This is a genomic window from Janthinobacterium rivuli (assembly GCF_009208735.1).
In the GTDB taxonomy this organism is placed as follows: Bacteria; Pseudomonadota; Gammaproteobacteria; order Burkholderiales; family Burkholderiaceae_D; genus Janthinobacterium.
Genome location: NZ_WFLJ01000006.1, coordinates 92,065 through 118,663, shown reverse-complemented (window position 1 = coordinate 118,663; position 26,599 = coordinate 92,065). Strand labels below are relative to the sequence as shown.

General features: G+C 64.9%; 22 protein-coding genes. 12 read left to right on the top strand and 10 right to left on the bottom strand.

Features of this window, described 5'->3' with window-relative positions; genetic code table 11:
* The first annotated feature begins 26 nt into the window (after positions 1-26).
* Positions 27-1,856 (top strand): glutamine--fructose-6-phosphate transaminase (isomerizing), encoded by a 1,830-nt coding sequence (gene glmS, locus GCN78_RS09585; RefSeq protein WP_034782627.1) that lies wholly within the window; start codon positions 27-29, stop codon positions 1,854-1,856.
* 153 nt (positions 1,857-2,009) lie between these two features.
* On the top strand, positions 2,010-3,152 hold the full coding sequence (locus tag GCN78_RS09580) for a serine hydrolase domain-containing protein (RefSeq protein ID WP_226939552.1): 1,143 nt from the start codon (positions 2,010-2,012) through the stop codon (positions 3,150-3,152).
* Between the two features lie 27 nt (positions 3,153-3,179).
* Here the strand turns inward: GCN78_RS09580 and GCN78_RS09575 are convergent, their stop codons facing one another.
* Entirely contained in the window at positions 3,180-4,079 is a 900-nt protein-coding gene (locus GCN78_RS09575) for a LysR family transcriptional regulator (protein ID WP_152251519.1), read from the bottom strand.
* Positions 4,080-4,207: 128 nt separating this feature from the next.
* Here GCN78_RS09575 and msuE point away from each other — a divergent pair, with 128 nt between their 5' ends.
* The 3 genes from msuE to GCN78_RS09560 all read left to right on the top strand — a co-directional run bounded on the left by msuE (position 4,208) and on the right by GCN78_RS09560 (position 6,887).
* Positions 4,208-4,789, top strand: a complete 582-nt coding sequence (gene msuE, locus GCN78_RS09570) for an FMN reductase (protein WP_152251518.1) — start codon at positions 4,208-4,210, stop codon at positions 4,787-4,789.
* A gap of 67 nt (positions 4,790-4,856) precedes the next feature.
* Positions 4,857-5,837: a DUF1852 domain-containing protein gene (locus GCN78_RS09565; protein WP_152251517.1), complete on the top strand. Its 981-nt coding sequence runs from the start codon at positions 4,857-4,859 to the stop codon at positions 5,835-5,837.
* Between the two features lie 24 nt (positions 5,838-5,861).
* Positions 5,862-6,887 carry a methionine synthase gene (locus tag GCN78_RS09560; RefSeq protein ID WP_152251516.1) on the top strand — a complete coding sequence of 342 codons (1,026 nt, stop codon included), beginning with the start codon at positions 5,862-5,864 and terminating at the stop codon, positions 6,885-6,887.
* Positions 6,888-6,999: 112 nt separating this feature from the next.
* On the opposite strand, the gene GCN78_RS29615 is transcribed toward GCN78_RS09560, so the two are convergent.
* On the bottom strand, positions 7,000-8,679 hold the full coding sequence (locus GCN78_RS29615) for a methyl-accepting chemotaxis protein (protein ID WP_152251515.1): 1,680 nt from the start codon (positions 8,677-8,679) through the stop codon (positions 7,000-7,002).
* 268 nt (positions 8,680-8,947) lie between these two features.
* On the opposite strand from GCN78_RS29615, the gene GCN78_RS09550 reads away from it, so the two are divergent.
* A complete protein-coding gene (locus GCN78_RS09550) occupies positions 8,948-11,377 on the top strand; it encodes a DUF3772 domain-containing protein (protein WP_152251514.1) in 2,430 nt (809 codons plus the stop codon).
* Here GCN78_RS09550 and GCN78_RS09545 read toward each other — a convergent pair.
* Positions 11,374-11,862 (bottom strand): DUF2938 domain-containing protein, encoded by a 489-nt coding sequence (locus tag GCN78_RS09545; protein WP_152251513.1) that lies wholly within the window; start codon positions 11,860-11,862, stop codon positions 11,374-11,376. The two genes, GCN78_RS09550 and GCN78_RS09545, sit on opposite strands and share 4 nt — an antisense overlap.
* Before the next feature lie 59 nt (positions 11,863-11,921).
* On the opposite strand from GCN78_RS09545, the gene GCN78_RS09540 reads away from it, so the two are divergent.
* The 4 genes from GCN78_RS09540 (at position 11,922) to GCN78_RS09525 (ending at position 15,952) form a co-directional block, all read left to right on the top strand.
* The gene (locus tag GCN78_RS09540) at positions 11,922-12,566 is read left to right on the top strand and encodes an ArsR/SmtB family transcription factor (RefSeq protein ID WP_152251512.1); all 645 of its coding nucleotides are present in this window, start codon (positions 11,922-11,924) and stop codon (positions 12,564-12,566) included.
* The gene (locus tag GCN78_RS09535) at positions 12,566-13,078 is read left to right on the top strand and encodes a ClbS/DfsB family four-helix bundle protein (RefSeq protein ID WP_152251511.1); all 513 of its coding nucleotides are present in this window, start codon (positions 12,566-12,568) and stop codon (positions 13,076-13,078) included. Before GCN78_RS09540 ends, GCN78_RS09535 begins: the two co-directional genes overlap by 1 nt.
* A 106-nt stretch (positions 13,079-13,184) precedes the next feature.
* Entirely contained in the window at positions 13,185-14,900 is a 1,716-nt protein-coding gene (locus GCN78_RS09530) for an NAD+ synthase (RefSeq protein ID WP_152251510.1), read from the top strand.
* A complete protein-coding gene (locus GCN78_RS09525) occupies positions 14,897-15,952 on the top strand; it encodes a bifunctional nicotinamide-nucleotide adenylyltransferase/Nudix hydroxylase (protein ID WP_152251509.1) in 1,056 nt (351 codons plus the stop codon). Before GCN78_RS09530 ends, GCN78_RS09525 begins: the two co-directional genes overlap by 4 nt.
* Positions 15,953-15,978: 26 nt before the next feature.
* Here GCN78_RS09525 and GCN78_RS09520 read toward each other — a convergent pair whose 3' ends face one another.
* The gene (locus GCN78_RS09520) at positions 15,979-16,809 is read right to left on the bottom strand and encodes a hypothetical protein (RefSeq protein ID WP_152251508.1); all 831 of its coding nucleotides are present in this window, start codon (positions 16,807-16,809) and stop codon (positions 15,979-15,981) included.
* Positions 16,810-16,948: 139 nt separating this feature from the next.
* Positions 16,949-17,851, bottom strand: a complete 903-nt coding sequence (locus GCN78_RS09515) for a LysR family transcriptional regulator (RefSeq protein ID WP_152251507.1) — start codon at positions 17,849-17,851, stop codon at positions 16,949-16,951.
* Positions 17,852-17,978: 127 nt separating this feature from the next.
* On the opposite strand from GCN78_RS09515, the gene GCN78_RS09510 reads away from it, so the two are divergent.
* Together GCN78_RS09510 and GCN78_RS09505 are read left to right on the top strand one after the other, a co-directional pair.
* Entirely contained in the window at positions 17,979-19,400 is a 1,422-nt protein-coding gene (locus tag GCN78_RS09510) for an MFS transporter (RefSeq protein WP_152251506.1), read from the top strand.
* Complete coding sequence (locus GCN78_RS09505) at positions 19,397-19,795, top strand: DUF4440 domain-containing protein (RefSeq protein WP_152251505.1); 399 nt, start codon at positions 19,397-19,399, stop codon at positions 19,793-19,795. The genes GCN78_RS09510 and GCN78_RS09505 overlap by 4 nt, the downstream gene beginning before the upstream one ends.
* A 1-nt stretch (position 19,796) precedes the next feature.
* Here the strand turns inward: GCN78_RS09505 and GCN78_RS09500 are convergent, their stop codons facing one another.
* Genes GCN78_RS09500 through GCN78_RS09480 form a run of 5 tightly spaced genes read right to left on the bottom strand, consistent with a single transcriptional unit; the run spans position 19,797 to position 26,532 of the window.
* On the bottom strand, positions 19,797-20,372 hold the full coding sequence (locus tag GCN78_RS09500; protein ID WP_152251504.1) for a DUF1349 domain-containing protein: 576 nt from the start codon (positions 20,370-20,372) through the stop codon (positions 19,797-19,799).
* Between the two features lie 26 nt (positions 20,373-20,398).
* On the bottom strand, positions 20,399-21,787 hold the full coding sequence (locus GCN78_RS09495; protein ID WP_152251503.1) for an efflux transporter outer membrane subunit: 1,389 nt from the start codon (positions 21,785-21,787) through the stop codon (positions 20,399-20,401).
* The gene (locus GCN78_RS09490; protein WP_152251502.1) at positions 21,784-24,882 is read right to left on the bottom strand and encodes a MexW/MexI family multidrug efflux RND transporter permease subunit; all 3,099 of its coding nucleotides are present in this window, start codon (positions 24,880-24,882) and stop codon (positions 21,784-21,786) included. Before GCN78_RS09490 ends, GCN78_RS09495 begins: the two co-directional genes overlap by 4 nt.
* Before the next feature lie 15 nt (positions 24,883-24,897).
* Positions 24,898-25,998 carry an efflux RND transporter periplasmic adaptor subunit gene (locus GCN78_RS09485; RefSeq protein ID WP_152251501.1) on the bottom strand — a complete coding sequence of 367 codons (1,101 nt, stop codon included), beginning with the start codon at positions 25,996-25,998 and terminating at the stop codon, positions 24,898-24,900.
* 51 nt (positions 25,999-26,049) lie between these two features.
* Positions 26,050-26,532, bottom strand: a complete 483-nt coding sequence (locus GCN78_RS09480; protein WP_152251500.1) for a DUF2165 family protein — start codon at positions 26,530-26,532, stop codon at positions 26,050-26,052.
* Between the last annotated feature and the right edge of the window lie 67 nt (positions 26,533-26,599).

Below are 26,599 nucleotides of genomic sequence, written 5' to 3'. Positions count from 1 at the left end.
TGATGAATTTTTAGACAGAGGTTTCCATGTGCGGCATCGTCGGCGCGGTAGCGCAACGTAACATCACTCCCATCCTGGTCGAGGGCTTGAAGCGCCTGGAATACCGCGGCTACGATTCCTGCGGCATCGCCCTGCATGCGGATGGCCGTTTGCAGCGCTCGCGCTCCACCTCGCGCGTGGCCGAGCTGGAAAAGCAGATCGCCGAAGAAGGCTTGAGCGGCTTCACGGGCATCGCCCACACGCGCTGGGCCACGCATGGCGCCCCGGTCTCCTTCAATGCCCACCCACACTTCTCCCCAACGGAAGAGAACGCCCGCGTGGCGCTGGTGCATAACGGCATCATCGAAAACCACGACGAACTGCGCGCCGAACTGACGGCCCTCGGTTACGTCTTCCAGAGCCAGACGGACACGGAAGTGATCGCCCACCTGGTCGAGCACATGTACAACGGCGACCTGTTCGAGACCGTGCAGCAGGCCGTCAAACGCCTCGACGGCGCGTATGCGATCGCCGTCTTCTGCCGCGACGAGCCGCACCGCGTGGTGGCCGCACGCCAGGGCTCGCCCCTGATCGTCGGCCTGGGCAACGGTGAAAACTTTGTCGCCTCGGACGCGATGGCCCTGGCCGGCACGACGGACCAGATCATCTACCTGGAAGAAGGCGACGTGGTCGACCTGCAACTGTCGCGTTGCTGGATCGTCGACGTCGACGGCAAGCCCGTCGAGCGCGAAGTGAAAACCGTGCATGCCCACACGGGCGCGGCCGAGCTGGGTCCGTACCGCCACTACATGCAGAAGGAAATTTTTGAACAGCCGCGCGCCATCGGCGACACGCTCGAAGGCGTGACGGGCATCATGCCGGAATTGTTCGGCGACGACGCGTATAAAATCTTCAAGCAGATCGATCGCGTGCTGATCCTTGCCTGCGGCACCAGCTCGTATGCGGGCATGACGGCCAAGTACTGGATCGAATCGATCGCCAAGGTGCCCGTCAGTGTGGAAGTGGCCAGCGAATACCGCTACCGCGACAGCGTGCCGCACCCGAACACCCTGGTCGTCACCATCTCGCAAAGCGGCGAAACGGCCGACACCCTGGCCGCCCTGAAACATGCGCGCAGCCTGGGCATGCAGCACACTCTCACCATCTGCAACGTGGCCACCAGCGCCATGGTGCGCGAATGCGCGCTGGCCTACATCACGCGCGCCGGTGTGGAAGTGGGCGTGGCCTCGACCAAGGCGTTTACGACGCAGCTGGCCGGCCTGTTCCTGCTGACTCTGTGCCTGGCGCAAGTCAATGGCCACCTGTCTGAAGAGCAGGAAGCGGCGCACCTGAAAGCCATGCGCCACCTGCCCGTCGCCATCGCGTCCGTGCTGGCGCTGGAACCGCAGATCATCGCCTGGTCCGAGGAATTCGCCCGCAAGGAAAACGCCCTCTTCCTGGGCCGCGGCATGCATTACCCGATCGCCTTGGAAGGCGCCTTGAAACTGAAGGAAATCTCGTATATCCATGCCGAAGCGTATCCGGCCGGCGAACTGAAGCATGGCCCGCTGGCCCTGGTGACGAATGAAATGCCGGTCGTCACCATCGCGCCGAACGACGCGCTGATCGAAAAGCTGAAATCGAACATGCAGGAAGTGCGCGCCCGTGGCGGCCAGCTGTACGTCTTCGCCGACGTCGACTCGCGCATCAGCTCCGGCGAAGGCTTGCACGTCATCCGTCTGCCCGAGCACTACGGTGACTTGTCGCCGATCCTGCACGTGGTCGCGTTGCAATTGCTCGCGTACCACACGGCGCTGGCGCGCGGCACGGATGTGGACAAGCCACGCAATCTGGCCAAATCGGTGACGGTGGAGTAAGCAGACCGGGCGCTGTCCCGGGCCAGCAAGAATGCAAATAAAACGCCACCTCCGGGTGGCGTTTTCCTTTATCCGCCAAACCATACGCATGACTTTTTTCTGTCACCGCGGAATTCATTGTGCGAGAATGCCCCTCCCCCCTGGATGGTGCGCATGATGACTAGACTCGCCGCAATCATAACTGGAATGACACTCGTGCTGGCAGCTTGCAAGCCCGCCGCCACGGCACCTGCGCATGACATTCCTGCGGCAATGCGCGAGACCGCGACCACCCTGCTGCAGTCGACATTGCTGCACGCGACCTCGATCGCGGTCGTTTATCGGGGCAAGGAATTCATTCTGCATCAAGGCGAGCTGGAGACCGGCAAAGCCAATCCGCCGAACGATACAACGCTGTATGAAATCGGCTCGGTCAGCAAAACTTTTGCTGGCCTGCTACTGGCGAACGCCGTGCTGGATGGCAAGGCGGCGCTCGACGATCCCATACAAAAGTACCTGCCGGGCCCCTACCCGAACCTGCAGTCGCAGGGGCAGCCCATTCGCTTGCGCCATCTGATCACGCACACCAGCCATATGCCGGGCATGCTGCCATTGCAGGTGAACACCGTCTTGCAGGATTTCACGGCACACGCCACGCCGGCAAAGCTCAATGCCGCCTATGCCAACTACGGCCAGCCGCAATTCTGGCAGGACTTGCACGCGGTTAGCATCCAAGGTCCGCTCGGCAAGGACTACGCCTATTCCAGCGCCGGTACCGAACTCATTGCGCACACGCTCGAAACCATCTATGGCATGCCGTATGCAGCGCTGCTCACGCAATTCGTCGCGCGCGAAGCCGGCATGCACGATACCAGGCTGAGACTCACGGCACAGGATAGCGGCCGGCTGGCGCCCGGCTACCACAGCGACAATCCCGTCGTGACGACACCGATGCCACAACTGCCCTGGGGGGCGGCCGGCAACCTGAAGTCGACCATGCCGGATATGGCGAAGTACCTGCGCCTGCAATTGGGCGCCCATCGCGCGGTCGTCGAATCGCACAAGCCTTTGGTGCGCTTTCAGGACGACTTCAGCATCGGCTACTTCTGGAACATCGGCAGCAATGGCCAGTTGGGCACGCATTATGTCCACCATGGCGGCGTGCCACGTGCGCAAAGCTACGCCTACATCGTTCCCAAATATCAGCTTGGCGTCTTCATCATCACCAACCAGAGCGGCGACGCGACTGCCGGCGCCATGGAAAGCGCGCTGGCGCATATCTTCGACACGGTGGCATCCATGGAAGGCGCGCAGTAGCCGGCTCCAGCAAACAGGCGTGTGTGCTTAGCCTCCTTGCGCACTGACAGGCTGGCGCGCCAGTGCGATGAAGGCGCGCACGTAGTCGATGGCGGTGTCCGTTTCGCGCGCTCCCAGGAAAATCTGCTTGGCGATGCCGCGCGCACCCAGCCGCACCGGCACCACGTCCATCTTGGCCGCGTATTCCTCGACCAGCCAGCGCGGCAGGGCGGCCACGCCGCGGCCGCTGGCCACCATCTGCAGCATGATGTCGGTCGTTTCGATGGCTTTGTGGCGCTTGGGCGTGACACCGGCCGGCAGCAGGAACTGGTTGTAGATGTCCAGGCGCTCGATGTCCACGGGGTAGCTGATCAGCACTTCCTGGGTCAGTTGCTGGGGCTTCACAAAGGCCGCCGACGCCAGCGCATGGCCCTTGGCCACGACGAGCACCTGCTCGTAGTCGAACACGGGTTCGAATGTCAGCCCCGGCTTGTACAGCGGGTCGGGCGTGACCAGCAGGTCGATCTCGTAGCCGAAGAGCGCGCCGATCCCGCCGAACTGGAACTTCTGCTTGACGTCCACGTCCACGTCGGGCCAGGCGGCCAGATATGGGGAAACGATTTTGAGCAGCCACTGGTAGCAAGGGTGGCATTCCATGCCGATGCGCAACGCACCGCGCTCGCCCTGCGCGAACTGGCCCAGGCGCTCCTCGGCCAGGTCCAGTTGCGGCAGCACCCGGTTCGCCACCGCCAGCAGATACTGGCCGGCCTGCGTCAGGCGCAGGTTGCGCCCTTCGCGCAGCCACACATCGGTGCCCAGTTGCTGCTCCAGCTTCTTCATGCTGTGGCTCAGGGCCGACTGGGTCAGGTGCAGCACGCTGGCGGCGGCCGTCAACGACCCTTGTCTTTCGACCTGCTGGACGATGCTGAGGTGGATGCGTTCAAGCATTGAGATGAGCCATGTTCATGGATGTATGAAATAAGACCATTATACTTCATCGATCTTCGCCGCTATCATCGATCCCCTTGTTGCCTGCATTTGTCGGCCCTGGCGCATCCATCCCTATGAAAGCAAACATGACACGTCCCCTTCGTTTAGTCGCGGTTTCCGGCGGGCTGCAACGCCCTTCCAAGGCGGCCGCCCTGGCAGAGCACCTGATGGACCTGATCGCCGACGAAGTGCTGTGCGAACAACGCCTGGTCGAACTGGGCCAGCTCGCACCACAGCTGGCCGGCGCGGTCTGGCGCTCGCACCTGCCCGATACGGTGGAGCGGGAACTTGCCGCGGTCGAGCAAGCCGACATCCTGGTGGTGGCCACACCGGTGTATCGCGGCGCGTACACGGGCCTGTTCAAGCACTTCTTCGATTTCATTGATCAGGACGCCTTGATCGACAAGCCAGTCCTGCTGGCCGCCACCGGCGGCAGCGAGCGCCATGCCCTGATGATCGATCACCAGTTGCGGCCGCTGTTCAGCTTTTTCCAGGCACGCACATTGCCGCTGGGTGTCTACGCGACCGACAAGGATTTCGCCGACTACCGCGTGCAGGACGAGGCCCTGCTCCAGCGCGCCATGCTGGCGGTGCAACGGGCATTGCCACTGTTCGGCTTGACCCGCCATGCGCGCTCTGCCACCGCAGACGAAACGGTCGCAGCCTGAAACGCATCACGGCGGTCGCCAATCGCCCCATTCATTTTTCGCAAAAAAATCAGGACACCAGATCACCATGAGCAACGATTTTGCATTCAACATCAAGAGCATTGTTTTCGATGAAAACTATCGTCCGGCCGATAACACGCGCCTGACGACCAACTTTGCCAATCTGGCCAGGGGAGCACGTCGCCAGGAGAACCTGCGCAATACCCTGCGGATGATCAGCAATCGCTTCAACAACCTGGCGCATTGGGACAACCCGAACGGCGATCGCTACGCTGTCGAGCTCGAAATCATTTCCGTCGAATTGAATATTGATGTCGCCGGCGGCAACATCCCGTTGATCGAGATCTTGAAGCCGAATATCGTCGACAAAACTAGCGGGGAACGCATCGCCGGCATTGCCGGGAATAACTTCTCTTCTTACGTGCGCGATTACGACTTCAGCGTGCTGCTGCCAGAGTACAACAATCATAAAGCCACCTTCAGCGCTCCGGATGACTTCGGCGATTTTCATGGCAAGCTGTTCAGGCACTTTGTTAACTCAGATACGTACAAGGCGCATTTCAACAAGCCGCCTGTCATCTGCATCAGCGCCTCGAGCAGCAAGATCTACCATCGGACCGAGAATCGGCATCCCATCCTGGGCGTCGAGTATCAACAGAATGAATTTTCCTCGACGGATGCATATTTCGGAAAAATGGGCCTGCAAGTGCGCTATTTCATGCCGCCAGACAGTGCCGCCCCGCTGGCGTTCTATTTTGTCGGCGACCTGCTGGGGGACTACAGCAATCTTGAGCTGATCGGCACCATCAGCACGATGGAGACCTTTCAAAAGATTTACCGGCCTGAAATTTACAACGCCAATTGCGCGGCGGGAAAAGTTTATCAGCCTAGCCTGAAGAACCAGGATTATTCGCTGACGCAAATTGTCTATGACCGGGAAGAGCGCAGCCAGCTGGCTGTCAAGCAAGGCAAATATACGGAAGAGCACTTCATCAAGCCTTACAAGAATGTGCTTGAACAATGGGCTGCCACCGCGCTCTCCAATTAAACAACATACACGACATCATTGATCATGAAAAAATTATTGCCTACTTCAACCGCCGGCAGCTTGCCCAAACCTTCCTGGCTGGCGCAGCCTGAAAAACTGTGGTCGCCCTGGAAATTGCAGGACGAGGAATTAATCGAAGGCAAACAGGATGCCTTGCGTTTGTCGCTGCAGGAACAGCAGCAGGCGGGCATCGATATCGTCAGTGATGGCGAGCAAACGCGCCAGCATTTCGTCACCACGTTTATCGAGCATCTGAGCGGCGTCGATTTTGACAAACGCGAGACCGTCAGAATCCGCGACCGCTACGATGCGAGCGTGCCGACCGTCGTGGGCGCCGTGAGCCGCACCAAGCCGGTGTTTGTCGAGGACGCCAAATTCTTACGTCAGCAAACCAGCCAGCCGATCAAATGGGCCTTGCCGGGTCCCATGACGATGATCGATACGCTGTATGACAGCCACTACAAGAGCCGCGAAAAACTGGCCTGGGAATTCGCCAAGATCCTCAACCAGGAAGCGCGGGAACTGGAGGCGGCCGGCGTCGACATCATCCAGTTTGACGAACCGGCATTCAATGTGTTCTTTGATGAAGTCAATGATTGGGGGATTGCCACCCTGGAGCGGGCGATCGAAGGGCTCAAATGCGAAACGGCCGTGCATATTTGCTATGGTTACGGCATCAAGGCCAATACGGACTGGAAAAATACCTTGGGGTCCGAGTGGCGTCAATACGAGGAATCTTTTCCCAAGCTGCAGCAATCGAATATCGACATCATCTCGCTGGAATGCCACAACTCGCGTGTGCCCATCGACCTGATTGAACTCATACGCGGCAAGAAAGTGATGGTCGGCGCCATCGACGTGGCAAGCAACACCATTGAAACGCCGGAGGAAGTGGCCAACACCCTGCGCAAGGCGCTGCGGTTCGTCGATGCCGACAAGCTCTACCCGAGCACCAACTGCGGCATGGCGCCCTTGTCTCGCCGCGTCGCCCGAGGCAAACTGCATGCGCTCAGCGCGGGCGCGGACATCATCCGCAGAGAAATCTCCTAGCAGGAGGGGGACATACCGAATAGGTGAGTTTTGCCTTGCCGCAACAGGAAGCAGACTATGCTGCATGACGCCACAGGCACCGGCAGGTGTCCGTGGCGTTGTTATTGCGGCCTTAGAACTCTTCCCAGTCGGATGACGCCGTTGCTGCCGGCGCAGCTCTCCCGGCAGCGGGCACGCGCAGGGCAATGGCTTGCTGGCGCGGTGCCTTGCTCGTGGCGATTGCCGCGTTGGAATGCGGCTTGCCGGCCTCAAGTTTAAATGCGCTCACCACCTGCGCCAGGGTCGCCGCCTGCTCCTGCATGGCGGCGGCCGCCGCGGCCGATTCTTCCACCAGGGCCGCGTTTTGCTGGGTGACGTTGTCCATCTCGCTGATGGCCTGGTTGATTTGCTCGATGCCGGCCGTCTGTTCCGCGCTGGCGGAGGTGATCTCTTCCATGATGTCGGTGACGCGGCGCACGCTGTCGACCAGGTCGCTCATGGTGTTGCCGGCCTGGTGCACGAGTTCGCTGCCGGCCGCCACGGTCTGGGTCGAGTCGTCGATCAGGGTCTTGATTTCCTTGGCCGCCGCAGCCGAACGGTGCGCCAGGCTGCGCACTTCCGTGGCCACGACGGCAAAGCCACGGCCCTGCTCGCCCGCGCGCGCCGCTTCCACGGCCGCGTTCAAGGCCAGAATGTTGGTCTGGAAGGCGATGCCATCGATGACGCCGATGATGTCGGCGATCTTGTTCGAGGAGGCGTCGATTTGCCGCATGGTCGCCACCACTTGCGCGATGACGGCGCCGCCGCGCTGCGCCACGCCGGAGGCCGTGTCGGCCAGCACGTGCGCCTGGCGCGCATTGTCGGCATTCTGCTTGACGGTCGAGGTCAGCTCTTCCATGGAAGAGGCCGTCTCTTCCAGCGAGCTGGCTTGCTGCTCCGTGCGCGCCGACAGGTCCAGGCTGCCCGCCGCCACTTCGGACGAGGCCGAGGCGATCGTTTCCGTGCCGGCGCGCACCGTGCCCACCGTGTGCGCCAGGTTGTCGTTCATGCGCTTGAGCGCCTGCAGCAGTTGCCCCATTTCATCGCGCGACTGCACGCTGATCTGGCTGCGCAAATCGCCGGCGGCCACCGTGTTGGCCACCTGCAGTGCCGTGGTGACGGGACCGGTGATGGAGCGCGTGATGCCATACGCCAACGCCGCCGCGATGGCCAGCGCCGCCAGCGACATGCCGATCAACAAGGTGCGCGTGTTGGCATAGGTGGCATTGGCCTTGTCGCCCGCCGTGGTGGCCAGCGTGTTTTGCAAGCTGATCTGTTCAGCGATCAATTGCTTGTAGACGAGTAAGACGGGGCGCAGCTGGCCGTACAGGTAGGCGCTGCTGTCGTCCGGCGTGCCGCTCCTGATCAGTTCCAGCAGCACTTCCTGCCCCTGTGCATAGCGCGTGTTGGCGTCGTTCATCTTGGCCAGCAAGGCGCGCTCGCGGTCGGAATCGAGCATGCGCGCGAGCTTGCCGAGATTGCCGGCCGCCGCCTGGCGCGCGGCCAGGATGGCGTCCGTTTGCTTGCGCTGGTCGGCCGGATCGGCGCTGAGCATCATGTTGCGCAGGGCAATGGCGATGTCGTTGATGTTGGCCGACACGCTGTTGGCGAGCTCGATCTTGGGCATGCTGTCATGCACGATATGGCCGGTGCCCTGGTTGATCTTGCCCAGCATGGCAATGCCCAGGCAGGAGATGATGATCAGCATGGCGCCGATGGCGCCAAAGCCTGCGGCAAGGCGTGTGCCGATGGTCAGATTGGATAAAAACTTCATGGCGGTCTCAATACGGAGGGAATGGTGAAAAGGTCGGCGGCGTGCAGATGGGTGCCGCGCCGCCAAGCGGACAACGATCCTAGACCTTTTTGAAGGACATTTCCATAGGGCAATATGCCTAGTCGCTCCCCGGAGCGCACGCCAGTTCCGCCTATCCTGCGGCTTGCGCGCGTTTTCAGCTATATTGGCAGGCACCCGCCGGGTGGCACGCCATGACCGGCGGCGCCGCCAATCCGGCCGTTCTTCTCCTTTTCAGCCATAGGTCCGCATGACTTCTTTCCGTCTCCGTTTCTTCCCCTTCCTGCTGGCATTGTTGCTGGCGTGCTCGCTGGCCGCGCCACCGGCCTGGTCGCAGCCCGTCGACGATGCCGCCACGGCCGACCAACGCCTCGATGGCTTGCGCAAGCAGATCACCAGCATCCAGAAGGCGCTCGATGGCGAGGCGGAGCTCGATGACGCGACCCTGTCGCAGATGCGCGCCGATGCGCTGGCGGCCAGCGCCGAGGCGGACAAGGTGGCCGAGGCGCTCGCGCCCACCCTGTCGAGCGTGCAGGCGCGGTTGGCCGAGCTGGGCAAGCCGGCGGCGGGCACGAAAGATGCCCCCGATGTGGCGGCGCAGCGCAGCCAGCTGGACCGCACCAGCAGCGCGCTCGATGCGCAGGTAAAACTGGCGCGCCTGCTGGCCGTGGAAGCGACGCAGGCGTCGGAGCAAGTGTCGACGGCGCGCCGCGCGCAGTTGCAGGCGCGCCTGGGCGAGCGCACGGCCTCGATACTCGCCGGCTCGTTCTGGAAGCAGTTGCATGCGGAATTGCCGCAGAATTTGCAGCGCCTGCGGGCGCTGGAGCTGGAATTGGCGAACGCGGCCAGCGCCACGCCGTGGTCGGCCTGGGGCGGCTTGCTGGCCGGTATCGTGGCCGTGATCGGCGCCAGCGTCTGGATCTCGCGCTATCTGCTGGTGGTCACGTCCACGCGCGTGCCGCATGGCCGCTTGCGCCGCTCGCTGCATGCGCTGGCCGTGCTGGTGCTGGCGCTGGCCACGCCGGGCCTGGTGGCCGAATTGCTGGCCATGGGCTTGCGCTGGGAGGGCGGCCTGTCGGACAAAACCTCGACTTTCCTGAGCAGCTTGATCGGCATCATCTGTTTTGCCGGTTTCACGGCGGGACTCGGCCACGCCCTGCTGTCGCCCCGGCGCGTGTCGTGGCGTCTGCTGCCCCTGCCCGACGCGCTGGCGCACCGCATGCGCAACTTCCCGTCGATGTTTTCCTTCATCGTCGTGCTGGTGTGGGCGACGGAACGGGTCACCATCGTCATCAATGCGGGCTTGTCCACCGCCGTGGCCGTCAATTGCATCGTCGCCCTGGTGATGAGCACGACCATCGCCTATGGCTTGATGCGCGCCGAGCGCTGCTGGCGCCAGTTGCGCGAGGCCGATCCCGCCACCCTGGTCACACCGCTGTGGCTGCGGGTCGTCACGGTGCTGCTGTGGCTGGCGCTGGCGTCGAGCGTCATCAGTTTGCTGATCGGCTATGTGGCGTTCGGCAGTTTTGTCGCCAAGCAAATCGCCTGGGTCATCGTGGTGCTGTGCAGCACCTATCTGCTGACGGTGCTGGTCGACGATATCTGCATGCTGCTGGCCTCGACGCCGCCGCCGCCGGACGCCGCCCATCCCGTGCTGGCCACGCCCAAGGCGCGCGACCAGGCGGCCGTGCTGCTGTCGGGCGTCGGCCGCGCCATCGTCGTGCTGCTGGCCCTGATGCTGCTGCTGGCGCCGTTTGGCGAAGGGCCGGGCGAATTGTTCCAGCGGGTCGGCAAGCTGCAGGATGGTCTGGCCATCGGCGAAGTGGCGATCCGCCCCGGCGCGCTGATCCAGGCCCTGCTGGTGCTGCTCGTCGGCTTTGTCGCGCTGGGCCTGTTCAAGCGCTGGCTGCAAAACAGTTATTTGCCGACCACCAATCTCGATTCCGGCATGCAAGTGTCGTTCATCACCCTGTTCGGCTACATCGGCGGCGTGCTGGCCGTGGCGCTGGCCCTGTCGGCGGCCGGCATCGGCCTGGAACGCATCGCGTGGGTGGCGTCGGCCTTGTCGGTGGGTATCGGCTTCGGCTTGCAGGCGGTGGTGCAGAACTTCGTCTCCGGCCTGATTCTCCTGGCCGAGCGCCCCGTGAAGGTGGGCGACTGGGTGTCCCTGGGCGGCGTGGAAGGCGATATTCGCCGCATCAACGTGCGCGCCACGGAAATCCAGCTGGGCGACCGCTCGACGGTGATCGTGCCGAACTCGGAATTCATCACCAAGACGGTACGCAACGTCACCCTGGCAAATCCCCTGGGCCTGGTGCAGGTCAAGCTGCCGCTGCCGCTGGGCACGGATGCGCAAGCGGCGCGCGCGCTGATCCTGTCCACCTTTGTCGACAATCCTGACGTGCTCGATACGCCGGCGCCCAGCGTGCAGCTCGACGGCATCGACAATGGCTTGTTGCTGTTCAACGCCACCGGCTATGCCTCGTCGCCGCGCCTGACCTCGGGCATCCGCAGCGCCCTGCTGTTCGAGCTGCTCAAGCGCCTGGACGACGCGCACATCGCGATCGCCAAGCCCAGCACGATGGTGCTGAGCACCGTGCCGGCCCAGCCCGAGGCGCCGGTCATGTCGGCGGTGGCAGCCGCGCCAGCGCCCCCGCCCGTGCCGCCGCTGACGTCCTAGCGGACCGTCGACCACAGCAGCGCCGCCAGGTACAGGCCGATGCCGAACGCCGCGTGCGCCGTCAGGCTGCGCAGGCGGGCGGCGGCCGGATGCGGCGTCTTGCTGGCGGCCAAGCCGGCACCCATGCCCGGCTGCAAGATGCAGAACGGCGCGGCCACGCTCACCAGGCTCGCCAGCAGGGCCGGCGCGAAGGTCGGCGTTTGCACCCACTGGTCCCCCACCAGCGCCAGCAGCACGGCCGCAAACAGCACGCCGATGAGGTAGTGGGCCGTCCAGCCCAGGACCGCCTCATCGCGCACGGGCGCCGCCTGGGCGATGTTGACGTGGGTGAAAGTGCCGCGCGGCAAATGGCCGAGCCAGCGCCCCACCATCGCCAGGTTCAGCGAGGGAATGCACCAGTAGCGTTTTAACGCCACCGCCCACACATCCATCACCGCCGTCGCGCCCACGCCGATCGCCAGCGCATCGAGCCAGAGTATTGGCATTGCTGTTCCTAACATTCAATTGATTGCTTGAATGTTATAAGGGTGCTAGCATCGTGTCAATGAAAAATGCCGATATCGAATTGCTCACCGGTTCCGCCGGGTTTGCCCATATTTTAGGCAGCGCGCCGCGCTTGCGCCTGCTCGAGCAGATCGTGCACGGCGAATATGCGGTGGAGCAGCTGGTGGAGTTGACGGGCTTGTCCGTGGCGAATACCTCCCAGCATTTGCAGCAGTTGCGGCGCGCCGGTTTCGTGCTGGCGCGGCGCGACGGCAAGCGCGTGCTGTACCGGCTCGGCAGCGGCCCTGTCATGCAGTTGCTCGCTGCGCTGGACGTGTATGCGCAGCATCAGCGCAGCGAATTACAGGCGCTGGGCCGGGGCGACCACGTGGAAGCGCTCACGGGCGACGAGTTGCTGGAACGCATGCGCGAAGCCAGCATCACCGTGCTCGACGTGCGGCCGGCGCAGGAATTCGCCGCCGGCCACTTGCCCGGCGCGATCAATATTCCGTTTGACGACTTGGCGCGCCGCTACGCCGAGCTGCCCGCTCACCAGGACATCGCCGCCTACTGCCGTGGCCCGTATTGCGTGTTGTCCGTGCAGGCGGTGGCGGCCCTGCGCCTGCATGGCTTGCATGCGCGCCGCCTCGGCAGCGGTTACGACGACTGGCAGGCGGCTGGCTTGCCGGTGAGCCGGGCGGCGTGATGGCGATCCCCAACAGCAAGCAGGAACTGATCACCGCCATCAACAGCACGTATGCGAAGTTGACGCAGGAGCTGGCGCGCGTGCCGCCGGCGCTGGCGCGCGATCCCGTGCTGGAAGGGCAAGTGGCGGGCACGCGCATGAGCGTGTGCGATCTGCTCGCGTATCTGGTGGGCTGGAATGAGCTGGTCTTGCACTGGCACGCGCAGCTGCGCGACGGCAAGCGCATCGAGGACATCGCCTTTCCCGCCGAAGGTTTCACGTGGAACGCTCTGGGAAAACTGGCGCAACGCTTCTATGCCGACCATGCTGAACTGGGCATGGACGACTTGCAGCGGCGCCTGGAACAGGCAAAGAACGCGCTGCTGGCGCTGATCGAAAGCCATGACGACGCGCAATTGTATGGCCAGCCCTGGTACACGCATTACACGATGGGGCGCATGATCCAGTTCAATACGTCGTCGCCGTATGCGAATGCGCGCACGCGCTTGCGGACCTGGCTCAAGACCTTGTAGTGGTTTGATCGTGGCTGGATCGGCGGGCTTGCACGATTGCATCAGTACGCTCAGAAAATTTTTCAGGCAGGATAGTGGTTTCAAGCGTAACCAATGAAGGATCGCCATGCTGACCATCGCCGTCGCCCAGCTCAACCCCACCGTGGGCGACTTTGACGCCAATTGTGCCGCCATCATCGCGCGCATGGAGCGCGCCAGCAGCGATGGCGCCGACTTGCTCGTGTGCCCGGAACTGTCGCTGTGCGCGTATTATCCGGGCGACCTGTTCGAGGACGCCGCCTTCCTGCGCGCCATGCAGCAGGCGCTGAATACCCTGCTGGAGGCGTCCACGCGCTGGCCCGCACTCGTCACCGTCATCGGCACGGCGCGGCCGAACCCCGGCGTCGGCAAGCCGCTGTATAACGCCCTGCTGGCCATGCGCGACGGGCAGATCGTCGCCGAATACTACAAGCAGCTGCTGCCGACCTACGGCATCTTCGACGAGGGCCGCCATTTCGAAGCGGGTCCGCCCGGCGCCTGCACCCTCGCTATCGCCGGCTGTAAAGTCGGCTTCATGATTTGCGAGGATGGCTGGAACGACGATGGCCGCGCCTACGCCGTCAACCCGTTCGAGGCCCTGCACGCGGCGCGGCCCGACCTGGTCGTCAGCATCAACGCCAGCCCGTCCGACATCGGCAAGCGCGCGCAGCGCCACGCCGTGTTCGGCGCCGCCTGCGCACGCGTCAAGCTGCCCCTGCTCTTCGTCAACCAGGTGGGCGGCCAGGACCAACTGGTGTTCGACGGCGCCTCGTTCGCCATCTCGCCCACCCTCGGCCTGCAATTCGAGGCGGCCCGCTTCGTCGAGGATTTTCCCTTGCTGCGCTTTGCCGGCGGCCGCTTCAGCCGCACCGATGGATCGGCGTTTCCCGTGCCCGACCCGGATGGCATTCCCGCCGTGGAATTTGCGCGGCGCCAGATCGTGCTCGGCTTGCGCGACTATGCGCGCCGCTGCCGCTTTACGAAAGTCGTCGTCGGCTGCTCGGGCGGCATCGATTCGGCGCTGACCCTGGCCCTGGCCGTCGAGGCGCTCGGCGCGGACAACGTGGTCGGCATCACCATGCCGTCCGTCTTTTCCAGCGCCGGCTCCGTCACCGATTCCGTCGCCCTGTGCGCCAACCTCGGCATCGCCCTGATCACGCATCCGATACGCGACATCGTGGCGCAATACGAAATCGGCTATGCGGGGGCCTTCGGCGGTAAGCTGCAGGGACTGCCGCTGGAAAACCTGCAGGCGCGCGTGCGCGGCACCATCCTGATGGAATACTCGAATGCCTACGGCGCCCTGCTGCTCACCACCGGCAACAAGAGCGAAATCTCGGTGGGCTACTGCACCCTGTACGGCGACACGAACGGGGGACTGGGCCTGATCGGCGACCTGTATAAAACGGAGGTGTTCGCCCTGGCGCGCCACCTCAACGCCAGCGCCGGGCGCGCATTGATCCCCGCCGTCGTGCTGGACAAGCCCCCGTCGGCGGAACTGGCGCCGGGCCAGCGCGACACCGACAGTTTGCCGCCGTATCCCGTGCTCGATGAAATCTTGAAATGGCATATCGAGGGGCGTCGCCTGCCGGCTGCCGAAAGCGCGCAAGCGCTGACCCTGGTCGACCAGCTGCGCGAGACGGACGAGGGGCGCGCACTGGTGACGCGCATCCTCGGCATGGTCGCCCGCAACGAATACAAGCGGCGCCAGGCGGCGCCCATCATCCGCGTGCGTTCGCGCGCCTTTGGCAGCGGGCGCCAATTGCCGATCGCCGCCCACTACCCCACCGGAGACGACGCATGACCTCATCCTATCCCGCCGACGCGGCCATCCTGATCGGCCGCTTCCAGCCTTTTCACAATGGCCATGCCGGCTTGCTGCAAAAGGCGCTGGCCACCGCCGCCAGCGTCGTGGTGGTGCTCGGTTCCGCCTTCCATGCGCGCAGCCCGAAGAACCCGTTTACGTGGCAGGAGCGGGCCGCCATGATCGCCGCCACCCTGCCCGAGGCGCAGCGCGCGCGCGTGCATTACGTGGCCGTGCGCGATTACTACGACGACGGCTTGTGGGCCGATGCCGTGCGGCGCGCTGTGGCGGGCGCCCTGCCCGCGGCGCAGCGCGTGACCCTGGTGGCCTGCTTCAAGGACGCCACCAGTTACTACCTGCACCACTTCCCGCACTGGCAGCTGCTCAATCTGGAGATCGATCCTGGTGCGCCGATAGGCGCGACGGCCATCCGCAACGTGCTGTTCGAAGCCGAAGACGTCGATGTGTCGCTGAGCGCCGTGGCGCAGCTGCTGCCGGCGGCCATTGGCCAGTATGTCAAGGCGTGGACCTTGTTGCCGTGGTACGCGCCGCTGGTGCAGGAATACCGCGCCATCGAAGCCTATAAGGCGCGCTGGCGCACGGCGCCGTATGCGCCCATCTTTTGCACCGTCGATGCGCTGGTGCAGACGGGCGGCCACGTCTTGCTCGTGCGCCGCGGCGGCTATCCGGGCAAGGGTTTATGGGCCTTGCCTGGCGGCTTCCTGGAGCCGCGCGAACGCCTGCTGCAGGGCGCCCTGCGCGAGCTGGCGGAAGAAACCCAGCTGGGCGTGCTGGCGCCCACCCTCGTCGAGGCGCTGGTCGGCGTGGCCGTGTTCGACCACCCGGACCGCAGCCAGCGCGGGCGCACCATCACGCATGCGCATTATTTCGACCTGAAGACGCGCCAGCTGCCGGCCGTGACGGCGGCCGACGATGCGGCGCTGGCGCAGTGGGTGCCGGTGAGCGCCCTGCCGGCCATGGAAGAGCAGTTCTTCGAAGACCACTTTCACATCCTGAACCACTTCCTCAAGCTCACGCACGAGGGGCGCTGAGGGGGCGCCATCCCCCTGCCCGCGCGTCAGGACGTGATGCGTTCCCAGCCATGTTTGACGGCCGCCTTGAAGTCGTCCCACGCCGACTGGGGATACATGTGTTCCCAGTTGCCGCGCAGTTCGGCCTCGACCTGCTCCCAGCTTTGCCCCCGGTAGCTGTCGCTGCCCGCCATCGAATGGCCATAGCGGTAGGCGGGATCGTAATCCTCGAAGCGCGCGCCGGTGGCGACATAGGTGGCGCTCCAGTGGTTGCGGTAATACTGCTCGTCGTCGTAGCTGGTGCCTGGCAGGTTGTCGGCGCTGGGGTAGCGTCGCACGTTGGCGCCCGCGCCGGACGGTGGCGGCGATGCCATGCCGCCCGCAAATTGCTGCGATGCCGACGTGTCGTTCAGGTTGCCGGCGGACGTGCCCTGCTGCGATGACGCGCCCGACTGCATGTTGGCGCCCTGGCGCATCGCGCTGTCGCCGTGCGGCGCGCCTTGCCAGCCACCGGCGCGCCAGTGCTCGGCGTGCGCATCGATGTCGAGCGGCGCGTAGCGCTCGACGATGTCGGTGGCGCGCTGGATATCGGCATCGCTGGCGTTCTCCAGCGTCAGCACGACATGCCCGCGCCGCACGGCTTCCGCGTAGATGTGGCGGTCGGCGTGGCTGCCGAACAGGTCCGTGAAGAAATGCTTGATGCTGTCGAGCAGGCTGTCGCTATCGTCGCGGCGGATGTTTTCCGTGGCGGAAAATTCGTCACTGCCCGCATCGTGCAGACGGATGCTGGCGCCCGGCATGCCAGCCGTGATCAGGTCGTGCCGGGCGCGTTCGGCCATGTCGCGCAGGACGAAAACTGCTGCCAATGTGTGTGCCATGATGGTCTCCAATCGGTGAACAACGTCCTTTCAGTGTAGGCCGTGAAAACCGAAAGGGGCGCTCGTTTGCCCCTTGGAAATCGTTGTATTCGACAAGTGTTGACGACGTGACATGGATGCCGCAGTGCCACGTGAAACCTCAGGCGGGCGACCCCACGAACGCGCGCAAGAAGTCGATGAAGGCGCGTACCTTTTCCGCAATATGCTGGGTGTTCGGATACACGGCATACACGCCCTGCTCCGGGAAGGCGACGTGGGGCAGCAGGCGGCGCAGGCGTCCCGCGCGCACCTCCGCCTCCACCTGCCACTGCGGCAGCAGGGCCACGCCGCAGCCGCCCAGGGCAAAGCCCAGCAGGGCCGAGGCGGAGTCGGAATGGATGGCGGCGTCGTCCTGCGCCGTGAAGGCGGCGGGGCCGTCGGGCGTCTGCACGTCCCAGCGCAGGGGCGCAGCGAGCCGGCTGTGCGCCAGCCAGCGCGCGCGCTGCAGGTCGGGCAAGCTGGCGATGTCCCTGCCGGGCAGGCTGGCCAGGTAGGCGGGCGAGGCGACGGGCCAGATCGCATACGGCTCGATCAGCGCGGCGCGGTAGCTTGAATCGTTGAGGGAACCCATGCGGATGGCCAGGTCGTAGCCGCCCGAGATCAGGTCTTCATGCGACGACGACGACGAATGCTGGATCTGCAGCTGCGGGTGGGCGGCGGCAAAGGCGATCAGCGCGGGGATCACCGTGCGGCTGCCGTATTCGACGGTGGTGGTCAGGCGCAGGGTGCCGCGCAAGCCCTGGTGTCCCTGGCGCGCCGTCTCGATGGCGCCCTGCGCTTCGCTCAGCACGCGCTGGCAATCCTCGTAAAAACGCCGTCCCACGTCGGTCAGCGCCAGGCTGCGCGTGCTGCGCGTGAGCAGCGACACGCCCAGTTCCGCCTCCAGCTGCTTCAAGTTAAAACTGACGACGGCCTTGCTCTGGCCCAGCACGGCGGCGGCCGCCGTCAGCGAACCGGCATCGACGATGGCGATGAAAATACCCAGGCGGTCAAGACTGATCATAAATAAAAATGCGTAAACATACGGGTTTCCGAGGTTTGTCAAAATTTGTTTGACAGTGTAATCGGGGCTGGCCCGTTACGCAAATGGCGATGAAAGCTTAAGCTGGCCGTTTGCCATTCGGAGCACCATGGACTATCGCAAAAAGGTCGCGGCCATCTATCTGCTGGGATTTTTCGTCGACCTGATCAACATGTTCATCACCAGCGTCGCCTATCCCGACATCGGCCATGCGTTTGGCGCCTCGGTGGCGCAGCTGGCCTGGATCAGCACCGGCTACATCCTCGGCCTGACCATCGTCATCCCGGCCAGCGCCTGGCTGGCTGCCCATTATGGCAGCAAAATCGTGTTCATGGCATCGTTGCTAACTTTTTTATGCGCCAGCATCGGCGCCGGCCTGGCGCCCTCGATCGAGACCCTGATCGCCTGGCGCTGCGTGCAGGGCCTGGGCGGCGGCTTGCTGATTCCGCTGGGCCAAAGCATGACCTACCAGCTCTATACGCCCGCCGAGCGCCCGGGCCTGTCCTCCGTCATCATGCTGGTGGGCTTGCTGGCGCCCGCCCTGTCGCCCGCGCTGGGCGGCGTCATCGTCGACAGCCTGTCGTGGCGGGCGATTTTTTACCTGAACGTGCCGTTTGCCGCGCTGGCGCTGCTGCTGGCCGCCTGCTGGCTGCGTCCCGATCCGCCGCGCGCGGCCGTTCCCCGCCTCGACACGGGCGGCCTTGTGGCGGGCAGCACTGCCATCCTTTTGCTGTTGCTGGGCTTGACGATGCTGGGCACGCCGGGCGAGCTGTCCGCCGGTGCCGCCGTGCTGGCGCTGGGCGCCGCCTGCGCGTGGGGCTACGTGCGCGGCGCCTTGAAAAAATCCACGCCGCTGCTCAACCTGCGCCTGGCCGCCGAACCGCTGCTGCGCATCGCCATGCTGATGTATCTGCTGGTGCCGGGCGTCTTCATGGGCGTGAGCCTGCTGGCCATGCTGTATTTGCAGGGCGTGCTGGGCATGTCGGCGTCGACGGCGGGCGCGCTGATGCTGCCATGGGCGCTGGCCTCATTTGGCGCCATTTCGCTGACCGGTAAAAGCTATCGCCGCGTGGGGCCGCGACCGCTATTCATCGCTGGCGCCCTGTTGCAGGCGGCGGGCATGCTGATGCTGTTGCGGGTGGACTCCGCGGGGCAGTTGTTCTGGCTGGCTTGGGCGTATGCGGTGATGGGTTTTGGCGGCGGCTTATGCAGCAGCACGGCGCAAAGCACGGCGTTTTTGCGCACGCCGGATGGGCAACTGAGCCAGGCCAGCGCCGTATGGAACATCAACCGCCAACTGGGCTTTTGCCTGGGTGTCGCGCTGCTCAGCGTACTGCTCAATGGCTTGCTGGCGGCGCAGGGCATCGCCACCCTGGACGACCCCGCCCTGCATGCGCGCGCGGCGCAGGTATTTCACTGGTGTTTTGCGCTGGCCGCCGCCTCGTGCGTGTTGCCGCTGGCGCTGTGTGCGCGCATCGACAACCGCGCCGTTCTCGACCTTTTACATCACCATGGAGCAGCAAAAAAATGAATGCATCGAACCTTTATTTTGACGACGTCCTGACCACGCATGTGCTGATCCGCGAGTGGCTCTCCGGCGAGGCCACGGCGCCGCAGCATTGCGCCGCATTGCTCGCGCGTTTCTCGCTGGATTTCACGATGGTGTCACCCGGCGGCAAGCGGCTCGATCATGCCGGCCTGACGGCGTTGTTCCAGGGCGCCGGCGGCAGCCGCCCGGGCCTCGCCATGCGCATCAGCGACCTGACATTGATCCAGGAAAGCGCGGCCGGCGCCACCGTGTCCTACCGTGAATTCCAGTCGCTGCCGGGCGCGGAAAACACCGAGCGCCTGTCGACCGTCGTGTACGAGAAAACGCCGGATGGCGGCCTGCTGTGGCGCCATCTGCACGAGACGTGGGCCGCTTGATCTAGCTTAAATCGTGCAAGTCTTTTTGCAGCGCGGGGCCGCAGTAAAAGTGGGAAAAAATCACTTCCAGGCCAGCGCGCTCCGGCGTGCAGCACATGGGTCCCACCAGGTAGCTGCCGGCCGCGGGAAACGGCGCCAGGCGCAGCAGCGGCCAGCGCTTTCCATCGGTTGAATACTGCACCCGGATCACGCCTTGCGCCACCGTCACGCGCAGCCAGAGACCGTCCGGTATGGCGGGCGCCAGACTGACGGCCCAGTCGGATTTATCCACCGTCAGCACGCTGCTCAACAAGAGCTGGCCGTCGGAAAATTCGACGCCGCACTTGATCCAGTTGTCCGCATCGATGCGCACCATCATGCCGGCCTGGTCGTACAGCGATGCGTACTGCGCCGCCACATGCAGCTGCGCCGTGAAATCGCCGTCGATGTCCGTGCCGAAGAAGTGGCCGCTGTCGCGGATAAAGCCATACGAGGTCTTGCGCCAGAAATCCGTATGCGCGTCCGTCGTCACGCGCAATTGCGCGTCGTCGGCGGACCAGGTTTCCGGTGGGTTGAGCCAGCTGCCTTGCGTGAACATCGCTTTGCCTTTCCGAGCTAAACAGATCACATAGTGTGCCCCCATCCCAGCGCCTTGTACAGCGCGATCGCATCGATATACGACGCCGTTTCCGCCTGCAGCGCTTCGCGCCGGATATCGTACAAGGCGCGCTGGTTTTCCAGCACCGCCTGATAGCTGCCGGCGCCGCCCGCATAGCGGGTGCTGGCGATGCCGAGGGCCGCATTGCCGTGGCGTGCCGATTCCAGCAGCGAGGCTAATCGCGTCTGGTTTTCCGCCAGTTGCGTGACGGCGTTTTCCACGTCTTCCTGCGCCACCAGGATGGCTTGTGCATAGCGCGCCAGGGCGCCCTGCGCCTCGGCCTGCGTGCCGCGCAGGCGTGCCTTGACGCTGCCCAGGCGGAAGGCCGGATAGCTGACCGAGGGCGCCAGCTCGAAGGCGCGCGCGCCGCCGTCGAACACGCCGCTGCCGCGCAGCGCAAAGAAGCCTAAAAAGCCGCCCAGGCTCAGGCGCGGATACAGGTCGGCCGTGGCCGCGCCCACGTCTTCGCTGGAGGCGGCCAGCAGGCGCTCGGCGCGCACCACGTCGGGACGCTGCTTGATCAGGCGGTTCACGTCGCCCAGCGGCAGCTGGCCCGCCAGCGGCGCTTCCTGGCGCGGCATGGTCGCCAGCGCGATGGCGCCGGGCGCCTGGCCGCTCAGCACGTCGAGCCGGTACTGCGCCTGGCGCAAGCCTGCCTGCAACGGCGGGATGGCCGCCTCGCTGCGCGCCAGGTTGGCCAGCGCGTTGTGGCGTTCTTCCGGCAAGCCGCCGCCGGCGCGGATGCGCGCGTCGATCAGGGCCACCGTATCGCGCCAGCTGTGCACCTGCGCCTGCGTCAGCGCCAGGTTTTGCTGGTAGCCGAGCGCCTCGTAGTAATTGCGCGCCACCTCGGCGGCGATCGTCAGCTGCACCTGCCGCAAGTCCGCCTGCGCCGCGTCGGCGCGCGCCTGCGCCGAGCGGCTGATATGCGCGAGGCGGCCGAACAGGTCGATCTCCCATTGCGCGTCGAAGCCCACGCGCGTATGCGTGCTGGCGGCGTGGCTGTCCGGCGTGTCTTGCTGGACGCTGCGCTGCCAGCCCGCCTGGCCCGTGACAGTGGGCAGTTCATCGAGCCGGCGTTCGTCGAAGACGGCGCGCGCGGCCAGCAGGTTCGCCTGTGCCTGGGCGATATCGAGGTTGTGCGTCAAAGCGCTGGCGATCAGTTGCGACAGGCGCGCATCATCGAAAAACGTCCACCAGGCGGCCTCGCTGACGGCGCTCGCAGCGGGTGCGAACTGCGCCTGCTGCGGGCTGGCCAGATGGACGTCGGGCGTGCCCGGCGTGACGTAGGCGGGGCTGACGGCGCAGCCGGCCAGCAGGGGGAAAAGGCAGACAAGATAGCGGTAATTTTTCATGGGGATTCCTTCAGCGCCTGCGACAGGTCGCGCGCGCGCGGCGTGGCATGGTCGGCCGTGTGGCGGCGGGCCAAAAAGGTGTACACGGTGGGCAGCACGAACAGCGTGAAGAAGGTGCCGATCAACATGCCGGAAACGATCACCACGCCCAGGCCGAAGCGGCTGTTGGCACCCGCGCCGGAAGCGAACAGCAGCGGTACCAGGCCCACCACCATGGCGGCCGTCGTCATCAAAATCGGGCGCAGGCGGATCTGCGCCGCCTTGCGTATGGCCGTGATGCGGTCGAGCCGTTCATGCACCTGCAATTCGTTGGCAAATTCCACCATCAAAATCCCGTGTTTGCTGATCAAGCCGATCAGGGTCACGAGACCGATCTGCGTATAGATGTTGACGGTGGCGTAGCCCAGCGCCAGTGGGATCAGCGCGCCGCAGATCGACAGCGGCACCGTGATCAGGATGATCAAAGGGTCCGTCAGGCTTTCATACTGGGCGGCCAGCACCAGGTAGATCACGACGACGGCCGCGAGGAAGGCCAGCAGCAGCGCATTGCCTTCCGTGGCGAACTGGCGCGCGTCCGATTGCCAGTCGTAGCTGAAGCCCGGCGGCAGGGTTTTCGCCACGCCGTCGAGGAAGGCGACGGCGTCGCCCAGGGTCACGCCCGGCGCCGGCACGCCCTGGAAGGTGGCCGCGTTTTGCTGGTTGAACTGCGTCAGCATGTTCGGCTCGATCTGTTCGCTCACCGAAACGACGGCGGACAGCGGCAGCAGGCTGCCATCGTCTGCGCGCACGTACTGCTGCGTCAGCGCTTGCGCCGTCAATCGCTGTTCGCGCGGGCTTTGCGCGATGACGTCGTAGGCGCGGCCATCCATGCCGAAGCGGTTCAGGTAATTTTCGCCCACCAGCACGGCCAGCGATTCGCCGATGTCCTGCATGCGGATGCCCAGGCTGTTCGCCTTCGAGCGGTCCACTTTAACCTTCACCACGGGGTTGTTGTAATCGAGGTCGCTGTCGACGACGGCAAACAGGCCGCTATCGCGCGCGCGCTGCTTGACGTCTTCCATGGTGCGGAACAGGGTGGCGTAATCCTGCGCGCTGCGCAAGACCAGCTGCACAGGCAAGCCGCCGCTCGACCCCGGCAGGGGCGCCAGCTGGAAGGCGAAGATGCTGGTGCCTTCCACGTCGCCCACGGCGTGCTGCAATTCGGCCTGGATGACGGCCGCGTTGCGCGAGCGTTCGGCCCAGGGCGTGAGGTTGATGCCGCCGATGCTCGATGCGGGGCCTTCACCGCCATTGATGATCCAGCGCGATGCCGTTTCGGGGATATGCTTGTAGATGTCATCGAGCTTGTACGAGAAGCGCTCGACGTAATCGAGGTTGGCATGCTGCGGCGCCTTGATCGCCGTCAGCACGCTGGCCTGGTCTTCCGCCGGCGCCAGTTCGCGCTGCGGCAGCAGGTACAGGAACGGCAGACTGACCATCACCAGCGCGGCGAAAGCGGCGCTCAGCCAGCGGTGCTGCAGCGAGCGGTCCAGCAGGCGCGCGTAGCGCGAAGTCAAACCTTCGAAGAAGTGCTCGGCGGCCCGCGCCATGCGCCCTTCCGCTTGTTTCGGCTGCAGCAGCAAGGAGCTCATCACGGGCGACAGGGTCAGCGCCACCACGCCCGACACCACCACGGCGCCGGCCAGGGTCAGCGCGAATTCCTTGAACAGCGCGCCGGTGAGCCCCCCCATCATGCCGATCGGCGCATACACGGCCGCCAGGGTGATCGTCATGGCGATCACGGGGCCGGCCACTTCGCGTGCGCCCACCAGGGCGGCCGCCACGGGCGTCTTGCCTTCCTCGATATGCCGGTGCACGTTTTCCACCACGACGATGGCGTCATCGACCACCAGGCCCACGGCCAGCACCATCGCCAGCAAGGTCAGTAAATTGATGCTGAAGCCGAAGGCCAGCATCAGCGCGGCAGCGCCCAGCATCGACAGCGGAATCGTCACGACGGGAATGAGCACCGAGCGCAAGGAGCCCATGCACAGGTAGATGACGATGACGACGATGAGCAGCGCTTCGAGCAGGGTGTGCGCCACCTCGTCGATGGAGGACTGGATGAAGCGCGCCGTCTCGAACGCCAGCTCGACCTTCACGCCGGGCGGCAGGGTTTTCTGGATCTCTGGCAGCAGCTTCTTGATGCCGTCGACGATCACCAGCGGGTTGCCGCCCGGCGTGGGCGACAGGCCCAGATACACGGCCGGCACGCCATCCATGATGCCGCTCGTCTCCGTCGCGGCCGCGCCCAGTTCCACCGTGCCCACGTCCTTCAGGCGCACGAGGGCGGCGCTGTCCTTTGCATCGCCGCCCTTGGTGATGACCATGTCGCGAAATTGCGCCACGCTGGTCAGATCCGTGTTGACGCTAATGTTGGAGACGACGAATTGTCCCTTCACCTTGCCGGGCGCCGCCTGGTAGTTATTGCGCCGAACGGCGTCGGCCACGTCGGCCGCCGTGAGTCCCCGCGCGGCCAGTTTGGCCGGGTCGATCCACAAACGCATGGCCAGCTGCTGGCCGCCATACACGTCGACCTTCGCCACGCCGTCGATGGTGGCGAACATCGGCTGCACGACGCGCGCCAGGTAATCCGTCAGCGCGGGCGCGGACACGCTCTCGCTGGCAAAGCCGACATAGGCGACGGCCGAGGAATCGCCGGCCGAGCGCTCGATGACGGGGTCAAAAGCGCCTTCGGGCAGCTTGTAGCGCACCTGGTTGACCTTGGCCATCACTTCCGTCAGCGCCTGCGTGGAATCGCGGTTCAGTTCCATGCGCACGGTGACCGTGCTGCTGCCCTGCACCGAGGACGAGGTCAGGTAATCGATGCCTTCCACCGACGACACGGCTTGCGCGATCGGCTGCGTCACAAAGCCCTGCATCAGTTCCGCCGAGGCGCCCGGATACGTGGTGCTCACCGTGATGGTGGACGATTCGAGCATCGGGTATTGGCGGATCGGCAGTTGCAGGATGGCGATCACGCCCAGCATCAGGATCAAGGTGCTGATCACCAGCGCCAGCACGGGGCGGCGCACGAATAGATCGGTAAATTTCATGGCGATGTTTTTCCTTTACGAGCCGGCCTTGGGCACGGCGCGTTTCGCCTCGTCCAGGGTATTGGCCACGGCCTGCACGGCCATGCCGTCGGCCAGTTTCAGCTGGCCCGAGGCGACCACGCGCTGGCCTTCGCGCAAGCCGTCCAGGATGGCCACCCTGCCCCCGGCCCGCTCGCCCAGTTTCACGGCCACGCGCTTGACGGTGAGCGGCTGCTTGCCTTCCTGCTGCGCGACGAATACCGTGTCGCCGTACGCGTTGTAGGTCACGGCCGTTTCCGGCACCGTCAGCTGCCTGCCCGCGACGCGCGCCACGCGCACATTCGCGTACATGCCCGGCCTCAGGGCGCTGCGGGGATGGGTCAGCGCCGCCTGCACCTGCACCATGCGCGAGCGGGCGATCAGCGGATCGACGGCGTTGATCTTCGCCGTGAAGACTTCATCGGGATAGGCGTCCACCAGCACTTGCACGGCCTGGCCCGGCGCCAGCTTGGCGCTGCTCTGCTCATCGAGGGCGAAGTTCACCAGCAGCGACTTCGTGTCGATCAAACTGGCCACCGTGTCGGCCGCGTTCAGGTACTGACCCGCGTGCACCTTGCGGATGCCCAGCTGGCCGGCGAACGGCGCGCGGATGGTCTTTTGCGCGATCAGCGCCTCCGTCTGTCGCACGTCGCCCAGGGCCGCGTCGCGCGCGGCCAGGGCGCTATCGAGCTGCTCCTGGGTGGCCGCCTTTTCCCTGACCATCTGCGCCGTGCGGGCAAGGCTGCTTTCCGCGTTTTTCAGCTGCGCGCGCTGGCGCAGCAGGGCCGCCTGTTCCTGGGCGTCATTGAGTTGCACGAGGACGGCGCCGGCCGCCACGCTCTGGCCCGACTCGAAGCGGATCTGCGTGACGCGCCCGCCCGTTTCGGCCGCCACCAGCACCTGGCGCGCCGCTTCCAGTTCGCCCACGCCGGTGAAGTAGCGCTCCTGCGTGCCCAGCACGACGGGGACCAGCGCCACCTTGGTGGCGTGAGTGGCGGCGGCATCGGCCGCTTGGGAGTGCGCGCGCGGGTACAGCGCGGCGCCCGCGACGGCCAGCGTGATGGCCAGCGCGGAGGCGCCGACGAGTTTCGTATGCATGATGAAGTCCTTTACAGCAGTCACAAGGAAGAGAGGCGCAGCAGAGGCTGATCAGGTCCGCTGCGCGTTGAAAAGAAGGAACAGGCCGATGGTCCACAGCAGCAGCACCAGGTGCGTCGTCTGCAAGCCTTCCTGCGCGATCCAGTAGCCGAACCACAGGCCGCCCAGGTGCATCAGCAGCAAGAAGGCGGCCATGGCGCACAAGGCCAGGTTCAGCCAGGGCAGCGCCGCCGTCGGCGAGGCGCCAAGGAACAGCGCCACGCCCGTCCAGGCGGCGATGGCGGCCAGCAGTTGCAGCGATAGCACCGCGCCCAGCGACAGCCGGTGCAGGGTCAAGGACGTGAGCGCGCGGCGCAGCAGCGGCGTCACGATGGTCGGGTCCTGGCGCAGCGGGTCCATGCGCATGGTGTTGCCGATGGCCCAGACGGCGCCGTGGAAGGCGTGCAGGTTGTTGATGGCGGCCAGGCTGAGCCAGAGGGCCAGGCCGGTGGCGAGAATGGCGTGAAACAGCCAGATCGAGTGCTGCAGCTGCATGGGATTCCAGTCCAAAAGAGTGTCTTGCCGGCATGCGGACGTGGAAACTCCTCGACAGCGGGGAGCT

Bases quoted from the DNA above. Each gene is read 5' to 3' on its own strand.
- GCN78_RS09545 (WP_152251513.1), bottom strand. From the start codon at position 11,862: ATGCCAATACTCTGGCTCGATGCGCTGGCGATCGGCGTGGGCGCGACG.
- GCN78_RS09565 (WP_152251517.1), top strand. From the start codon at position 4,857: ATGAGCAACGATTTTGCATTCAACATCAAGAGCATTGTTTTCGATGAA.
- GCN78_RS09500 (WP_152251504.1), bottom strand. From the start codon at position 20,372: ATGTTCACGCAAGGCAGCTGGCTCAACCCACCGGAAACCTGGTCCGCC.
- GCN78_RS09525 (WP_152251509.1), top strand. From the start codon at position 14,897: ATGACCTCATCCTATCCCGCCGACGCGGCCATCCTGATCGGCCGCTTC.
- GCN78_RS09580 (WP_226939552.1), top strand. From the start codon at position 2,010: ATGATGACTAGACTCGCCGCAATCATAACTGGAATGACACTCGTGCTG.
- GCN78_RS09485 (WP_152251501.1), bottom strand. From the start codon at position 25,998: ATGCATACGAAACTCGTCGGCGCCTCCGCGCTGGCCATCACGCTGGCC.
- msuE (WP_152251518.1), top strand. From the start codon at position 4,208: ATGACACGTCCCCTTCGTTTAGTCGCGGTTTCCGGCGGGCTGCAACGC.
- GCN78_RS09490 (WP_152251502.1), bottom strand. From the start codon at position 24,882: ATGAAATTTACCGATCTATTCGTGCGCCGCCCCGTGCTGGCGCTGGTG.
- glmS (WP_034782627.1), top strand. From the start codon at position 27: ATGTGCGGCATCGTCGGCGCGGTAGCGCAACGTAACATCACTCCCATC.
- GCN78_RS09575 (WP_152251519.1), bottom strand. From the start codon at position 4,079: ATGCTTGAACGCATCCACCTCAGCATCGTCCAGCAGGTCGAAAGACAA.
- GCN78_RS29615 (WP_152251515.1), bottom strand. From the start codon at position 8,679: ATGAAGTTTTTATCCAATCTGACCATCGGCACACGCCTTGCCGCAGGC.
- GCN78_RS09515 (WP_152251507.1), bottom strand. From the start codon at position 17,851: ATGATCAGTCTTGACCGCCTGGGTATTTTCATCGCCATCGTCGATGCC.
- GCN78_RS09495 (WP_152251503.1), bottom strand. From the start codon at position 21,787: ATGAAAAATTACCGCTATCTTGTCTGCCTTTTCCCCCTGCTGGCCGGC.
- GCN78_RS09560 (WP_152251516.1), top strand. From the start codon at position 5,862: ATGAAAAAATTATTGCCTACTTCAACCGCCGGCAGCTTGCCCAAACCT.
- GCN78_RS09540 (WP_152251512.1), top strand. From the start codon at position 11,922: ATGAAAAATGCCGATATCGAATTGCTCACCGGTTCCGCCGGGTTTGCC.
- GCN78_RS09520 (WP_152251508.1), bottom strand. From the start codon at position 16,809: ATGGCACACACATTGGCAGCAGTTTTCGTCCTGCGCGACATGGCCGAA.
- GCN78_RS09505 (WP_152251505.1), top strand. From the start codon at position 19,397: ATGAATGCATCGAACCTTTATTTTGACGACGTCCTGACCACGCATGTG.
- GCN78_RS09510 (WP_152251506.1), top strand. From the start codon at position 17,979: ATGGACTATCGCAAAAAGGTCGCGGCCATCTATCTGCTGGGATTTTTC.
- GCN78_RS09535 (WP_152251511.1), top strand. From the start codon at position 12,566: ATGGCGATCCCCAACAGCAAGCAGGAACTGATCACCGCCATCAACAGC.
- GCN78_RS09550 (WP_152251514.1), top strand. From the start codon at position 8,948: ATGACTTCTTTCCGTCTCCGTTTCTTCCCCTTCCTGCTGGCATTGTTG.
- GCN78_RS09530 (WP_152251510.1), top strand. From the start codon at position 13,185: ATGCTGACCATCGCCGTCGCCCAGCTCAACCCCACCGTGGGCGACTTT.
- GCN78_RS09480 (WP_152251500.1), bottom strand. From the start codon at position 26,532: ATGCAGCTGCAGCACTCGATCTGGCTGTTTCACGCCATTCTCGCCACC.